Origin of the sequence: Limosilactobacillus galli (assembly GCF_947381495.1) — a bacterium.
GTDB classification, from domain to species: Bacteria; Bacillota; Bacilli; order Lactobacillales; family Lactobacillaceae; genus Limosilactobacillus; species Limosilactobacillus galli.
Map to the genome: position 1 here is coordinate 1 of NZ_CANCWK010000150.1, position 230 is coordinate 230.

Consider the following 230-nt stretch of genomic DNA (forward strand, 5'->3'; position numbering starts at 1 on the left):
CGAGTTTCGGCACTGCGAGCTAAGATTCGCTGGTGGGAACCTTTAACACGGAGCCGACCTAATTTAGGAACCAGAACATGCTTACTATCTTCAAAACGTACAGTTCCGTTGGTTAAGTATGCTTCCTTCTGTTTCAAATACTGGCAGTTAGTTTGATAACGCCAAACGTAGCTTTTCCGGTGAAAATTAGGAACACCTGCGGTGTGAATTTTGCGAAAAGCATTCCATGC

General features: G+C 44.3%; 1 pseudogene. It reads right to left on the reverse strand.

Annotated features, from left to right (window positions below):
• Window positions 1–230 (reverse strand): annotated as a pseudogene (locus QOS10_RS09665) (RNA-guided endonuclease InsQ/TnpB family protein); the annotation flags it as partial.